Source organism: Streptomyces sp. NPDC005070, from assembly GCF_053600395.1.
Genome location: NZ_JBSFZS010000229.1, coordinates 1 through 6,358 on the forward strand (window position 1 = coordinate 1; position 6,358 = coordinate 6,358).

At 74.4% G+C, this 6,358-nt stretch carries 4 protein-coding genes; 2 read left to right on the plus strand and 2 right to left on the minus strand.

The features are described 5' to 3' along the window. A partial coding sequence (locus ACWEBX_RS36295; protein ID WP_451889005.1) for an XdhC family protein occupies positions 1–951 on the plus strand: 951 nt, incomplete at its 5' end. A 51-nt stretch (positions 952–1,002) separates the two neighbouring features. Here the strand turns inward: ACWEBX_RS36295 and ACWEBX_RS36300 are convergent. Both ACWEBX_RS36300 and ACWEBX_RS36305 read right to left on the minus strand, forming a co-directional pair. Then, complete coding sequence (locus ACWEBX_RS36300; protein ID WP_451889006.1) at positions 1,003–1,509, minus strand: metallophosphoesterase family protein; 507 nt, start codon at positions 1,507–1,509, stop codon at positions 1,003–1,005. Positions 1,510–1,521: 12 nt separating this feature from the next. Beyond that, on the minus strand, positions 1,522–3,951 hold the full coding sequence (locus ACWEBX_RS36305) for a SpoIIE family protein phosphatase (RefSeq protein WP_451889007.1): 2,430 nt from the start codon (positions 3,949–3,951) through the stop codon (positions 1,522–1,524). A gap of 299 nt (positions 3,952–4,250) precedes the next feature. Here ACWEBX_RS36305 and ACWEBX_RS36310 point away from each other — a divergent pair. Continuing rightward, positions 4,251–6,358 (plus strand): SpoIIE family protein phosphatase (locus tag ACWEBX_RS36310; RefSeq protein ID WP_451889008.1); only part of this gene is annotated, 2,108 nt, incomplete at its 3' end.

Here is a 6,358-nt window from a genome sequence, read left to right on the forward strand (position 1 = left end):
TTCTCGAACGCCTTGGACACCCCGGCCGCGAGCACCAGGACGCCGGCGATCTGCAAGACCCCGGCCGAGGCCGGGACCCCCGGCTCGACGACCTCCACCGGCCGGGACGGCGCGCCCGGCTCGGCAGGCCCGAACGGCGCGCCCGGCTCGGCAGGCCCGAACAGCACGCCCGGCCCAGCAGGCCCGGACAGCACGCCCGACTCGGCGAGCCCGGACGGCGCCGCCGGCCCGGCAGACCCGAACGGCACCACCCCCGCCCCACCCGGGCCGAGGGACCCGGACGCCGGGGTCGTCGGGTCGCTCGGGTCCGGGGGGCTGGATGTCGCCGTCGCCGCCGACGCGCGGGGAGAGCTGGCTCAGGGGGCGACGGGGCGTCGGCACTACGGGCCGCACGGTGAGCGGCGCGAGGACGCCGTCACCGTCTTTCTGCACTCCTTCGCGCCGCCGCCGCGCATGCTCGTCTTCGGCGCGATCGACTACGCGTCCGCCGTGGCCCGCATCGGGGCCTTCCTCGGCTACCGGGTCACGGTGTGCGACGCCCGTCCGGTGTTCGCCACGCCCGAGCGCTTCCCGGCGGCCGTGGAGGTCGTCGTGGACTGGCCGCACCACTACCTGAGCGGCACGCCGACCGACGCGCGCACGGTGATCTGCGTCCTGACACACGACCCCAAGTTCGACGTGCCCCTGCTGGAGGAGGCACTGCGCCGCCCGGCCGCGTACATCGGGGCGATGGGCAGCCGCCGCACCCACGACGACCGCCTGGAACGGCTGCGCGCGGCCGGTGTGCCGGAGCGCGAGCTGTCCCGGCTGCGCTCCCCCGTCGGCCTCGACCTCGGAGCCCGTACACCGGAGGAGGTGGCCGTGTCCGTCGCCGCGGAGATCATCGCGCTGCGCTGGGGCGGCAGCGGGCTGCCCCTGGCAGCCAGAGGCGGGGCGATCCATCCCCGGTGAGCCGGGCACGCCCGGCGCCGGATGACCCGCGCCCGCCCGGTGGCCGCGGGATCAGCCGGTGCGCGGGGGCAGCCGGTGCAGGGTCGGTCCGGTGAGCCGGCCGCCGGCCGCCGTCGCGGTCATGTACGTGCAGTACGGCTCGCGGCGGCGGTCGGTCGGTGAGCCGGGGTTGAGCAGGCGCAGCCCGGTGGACGCGGTGCTGTCCCAGGGAATGTGGCTGTGGCCGAAGACCAGGACGTCGAGGTCGGGAAAGCGCCGCGCGCAGCGCTGTTCGCGGCCTTGCGCGGAGCCGGTCTCGTGGACGACACCGAAGCGCAGGCCGCCCAGCTCGGCGCGGGCGATCTCGGGGAGCCGGGCCCGCAGCGCCGGGCCGTCGTTGTTGCCGTACACCCCGATGACCCGCCGGGACCGGGCCTCCAGCAGGTCGAGGGCGGCGGTGTCCACCCAGTCCCCCGCGTGGATCACGACGTCGGCCGAGAGGAGCTCGGCGAGCAGCGCGGCCGGGAGTTCCCGGGCCCGCTGGGGCAGGTGGGTGTCGGACATGAGCAGCAGCCGCACGGCTTCACCTCGTCAGTCGAGCGCGATCTCGCTCCAGACCTGCTTCCCGCCGCTCACCGGCACCGTGCCCCAGGTCGCCGACATCGCCTCGACGAGCAGGATGCCCCGGCCCCCGGTGGCCTCCCAGCCGATGCTGGTGGGCTTGATCGGCGTGCGGGGCGAGTTGTCGGCGACCGCGATGCGCAGGCGGTGGTTGACGAGGGTGAGGTCGAGCCTGACCTGGCCGTCGGTGTGCACCAGGGCGTTGGTGACGAGCTCCGAGACGATCAGCAGGGCGGCGTCCGTGTACGCGCCGACGCCCCAGCTCCGCAGGGCGCGCCGGGTGTAGCGGCGGGCGTGCCGGACCGCCTCGGGGACCCGCCAGACGGTCCAGCTCTCGCGGAGCGGCAGGACCTCCATGCCGTCGTACCGCATCAGCAGGAGGGCCACGTCGTCGCTGCGGTTGGCGCCCGTGAGCAGTTCGTCGGCGACGAGACCGAGGTGGGCGGGGTCGGAGCCGGCCAGTCCCTCGGCGAGACGCTTCAGACCGTCCTCGATGTCGACCTCGACGGACTCGACCAGACCGTCGGTGGTCAGCGCGACGATGGTGCCGGGCTGGAGTCTGAGCGGGCTCATGGGGAAGTCGGCCTGCCGGATGACACCCAGGGGCGGCCCGGTCTCCGACTCGGGGACCTCGGTGCGGCCGTTCGAGTGACGCAGTACCGGCGGGATGTGTCCGGCGCGCACATACCAGGCGGACCCCTCCTCAATGTCGATGTCGACATAGCAGCAGGTGGCGAAGAGGTCGGTCTCCAGATCGAGCAGGAGCCGGTTGGCGTGCGAGACCACCACGTCCGGCGGGTGGCCCTCGACGGCGTAGGCGCGCAGGGCGGTGCGCATCTGGCCCATGACGGTCGCGGCCGAGGCGTTGTGCCCCTGCACGTCACCGATGACGAGGGCGACGTGGTTGTCGGGCAGCGGGATGACGTCGTACCAGTCGCCGCCGACGTCCAGGCCCGACGTGGTGGGCAGATAGCGGGCGACGGCGACCGCGCCGGGCAGACGGGGCAGCCGGCGTGGGAGCAGGGTCCGCTGGAGCATGGAGATCAGTTCGTGCTCGGCGTCGAACGCGTGGGCGCGCACCAGGGCCTGCCCGGCGAGGCCCGCGGAGGCGGTGAGCAGCGCTCGTTCCTCGGGGCCGAACTCGTGCGGGGCGTCCCAGCCGATCAGGCAGGCGCCGGCCATGCGGCCGCCCGCGGGCAGCGGCAGGACGGCGAGTCCGCCGGGGCCGACCTCGGCGAGCGCGGGCTCCAGGTCCGCGCCGGCGGGCCAGATGGCGGGCCGCCCCTCGTTGAGGGCCGCGGCGAGCGTGGGCATGGCCCGGACCGGGGCGTCGGGCCACTCCGAGCGCCATTCACTGCGCCACAGCTCCGGCCAGAACTCCGGCTGAGGCGGGTCCAGGAGTGTGACGACGAGACGGTCGCCCTCCAGTTCGGCGACGGCGATCCGGTCGGCCTGGAGGGGCTTGCGCAGGGCGGCGACGACTGCCTGGCCGACGTCGCGGACGGTGCCGGCGGTGGCGAGGGCGGCGGCGAGGCGCTGGACGCGGCCCACGTCGTTCAGGCCGGAGCGCAGCTTGGAGGCGTCGGAGACGGTGCCCACGAGCCGTGCGGGGCGGCCCTCGGCGGAGGGCAGCAGCCGGGCGCGCAGCCGGAGCCACTTGTGGCCGCCGGACGGCTGGTGGATACGGAACTCCAGCTCGCGGTCGCCCACCGACGTGTGGTCCGGTTCGACCGCGGACATCAGTGCCGGGAGATCCTCGGGCACGGCCATCGACAGCAGGGTCTCGACCTTGCCGTCGAAGGCGGTGGGGGACAGTCCGAACAGGTCGAGCACGTCGTGGTCGACCTCGACGTGTCCGGTGTCCATGGCGAGGCTGAACGAGCTGGCGGGCAGGTCCGCCGCCGCGTCCGGCGGCGCGGGCGGGACGACGACGGCTTCGGCGATCAGCCCGAGGCAGGCCCGGTCCTCGTCGCCGAAGCCGCCGGGGCCGTCGCTGGCGGCGACCATGCAGCCGTTGTCCCGCAGGGGCAGTACGGCCAGCGAGAAGTCCTGGGAGGCCACCCGCCGGGCGTCGGCGCAGCGGGCGAGCTCCTCCGGTCCGAGCCAGCACGGCTGTCCCGAGCGCAGGGCCTCGGCGGCCGGGGAGCCGCCGGACAGGGGGTAGCTGTCGCGGAGCCCGTACAGCGTCCTGGGCACCCCCGCGGAGTCGGCCAGATGCAGTTCACCGCCGCTCACACTCGGTGAGTACACGGCGGCCACGGCCGCACCGGTGAAGACGAGTGCCTGTTCCAGCAGGCGGTGCAGCCGTTCGCGCGGGTCGAGATCCGCGGTGAGCGTCTTCAGGGCAAGTTCGGCACGCGACGTTCTCGTTCCGCGTTCCGCAGCACCCTCACTGACCACGCCGTCATTACAGCGCTTCCCGGGCTCGGGCGCAGCCCCTGTGACCGTTCCGAACGCGTCGGGCCTGCGGTGAAGGCCGTGCGGGACGGCCGATCGAACGAAATCGAATCCGCCGGGGTTCATGTGGTTCACACAGTGCTCTCATGACGAAAGTGACGGTTCGTGTCCCGCCCGGCCGGGACGGGTCGCCGGGCCGGGCGCCTGCCGGGGCGGACGGGGCGGCTCGCCGTGCGCGATCGGCCGACAGGGAGGAGCCTTGTCCCCTGGAGGGCGGAGGTCGTGGACGGCCCCGCGAGGAGGTGGTCGCCGTGTCCGACGGACAGGAGACCGCGCAGGCGCCGGCCGGTCGGCCGGCCCCCGTGGGACGTCCGCTGCTGTCGCTGGCGCTGGCCGCGATGCTGGACGACGTGGACGCCCACTCGGGAGCCGTCTATCTGCTGTCCGCCCAGGAGCCGGTGCTGGAGATGACGGTCTCCGCGGGACTGCCCCGGGCCTTCGCCGCGCCGTGGGAGCGTGTGGGGCTCAACGCGCCGATCCCGGTCGCCGAGGCGGTACGGGGGCGGCGGCTGGTCTGGGTGGGGGGCGAGCAGGAGATGGCCCGCAGGTATCCCCGGATCGCGGTGGTGCTCCCGTATCCGTTCGCCCTCGCCGCGCTTCCGGTGGCGACGCCCGCCACGGTGTACGGGGCCGTCTACGTGACCTGGCCCGGCTCGCATCCGCCCGACCTCACCGACCGGGAGCGCGATCGCCTCACGGCGGCCTGCGACCGGCTCGCGCTGCGGCTGGAGCGCGCCGCCGCGGAGAACCGCCCGCTGCACGCGGAGCCGGACCTGCTCACGCCGTCCCTCACGGCGCCGGGCGGCACGCTCGGCTCGGTGGAGGCGGCGCGGATGGTGGGGCGGCTGCCGTACGGACTGTGCTCGCTGGATCTGCACGGGCGGGTCGGCTTCGCGAACGCGGCGACGGCCGAGCTGCTCGGGGTGCCCGTCAGCGGTCTCCTGGGCACCCAGTTGTGGGCGGCCGTGCCCTGGCTGAACGACCCGGTCTACGAGGACCGCTACCGGGCGGCGCTGATCAGCCAGCACGTGACCTCCTTCGTCGCGCTGCGTCCGCCGGGCGAATGGCTGTCGTTCCGGCTGTATCCGAGTACGAGCGGGCTGAGCGTGCGCATCTCGCGGGCCCGGCCGGTGTCGGAGATGACGCGCGCGGGACCGCAGCAACGCGACGGCAGCCCCCGTCTGGTGACGATCTCCCATGTGCTGAGCCTGGCGAGCGCGCTGACGGAGGCGGCGGGCGTGCAGGACGTGGTGCAGCTCGTGGCGGACGAGATCTCGCCCGCCGTCGGCAGCCAGTCCCTCGTCGTCCTCGCCAGCCGGGCCGGGCGCATGCACGTCCTCGGACACCGGGGCTATCCGGACGCGCACCTCGTGGAGCGCTTCAACGGGCTGCCGCTGAGCGAGCAGACCCCGGGCACCCAGGCGCTGAACACCGGGGTGCCCGCGTTCTTCGACTCGCGCGAGCAGTTGGAGCGGCTGTACCCGACGCGGAACGCCACACCCGACGGCATGGGCGCGTGGGCGTACCTGCCACTGGTCGCCTCCGGGCGGCCGGTGGGCGCCTGCGTCCTCGGGTACACGCAGTCCCATCACTTCGCGGCCGACGAGCGCGCGGTGCTGACCAGTCTGAGCGGGCTGATCGCCCAGGCGCTGGAGCGCGCCCTGCTCTACGACGCCAAGCTCCAGCTCGCACAGGGGCTGCAGGCCGCGCTGCTGCCGGCGTCGCTGCCGCCGTTGGCCTCGGTGGAGGCGGCGGCGCGCTATCTGCCGGCGACCCAGGGCATGGACATCGGCGGGGACTTCTACGACATGGTGTCCTCGAACGGCCGGGCGGCGGCGGTGATCGGGGACGTACAGGGGCACAACGTGACGGCGGCCGGGCTGATGGGGCAGATCCGTACCGCCGTCCGCGCGTACACGGCGGTCGGCCAGGCGCCGGAGGAGGTGATGGGGAGCACCAACCGGCTGCTCATCGACCTGGGCACCGAGCTGTTCGCCAGTTGTCTGTATCTGCGCCTGGACCCGGCGCGCGGGGTCGCGGTGATGGCCCGGGCGGGGCATCCGCCGCCGCTGCTGCTCCGGCCGGACGGCAAGGTGAAGGTGCTCGACCTGGCGGGCGGACCGCTGCTGGGGATCGACGCCCACGCCGTCTATCCGACGACCGAGGTGCCGCTCGTCCCCGGGTCGGTGCTCGCCCTCTACACCGACGGTCTGATCGAGTCCCCCGGTGTCGACATCGAGGACGCGCTCGCCGACCTCGCGCGACGGCTCGCCGCGAACGGGCACCAGCCCCTGGACGAGCTGGCCGACACGCCGCTCCTGCGTGGCCTCCCCGCCCTGCTGGAGCAGCG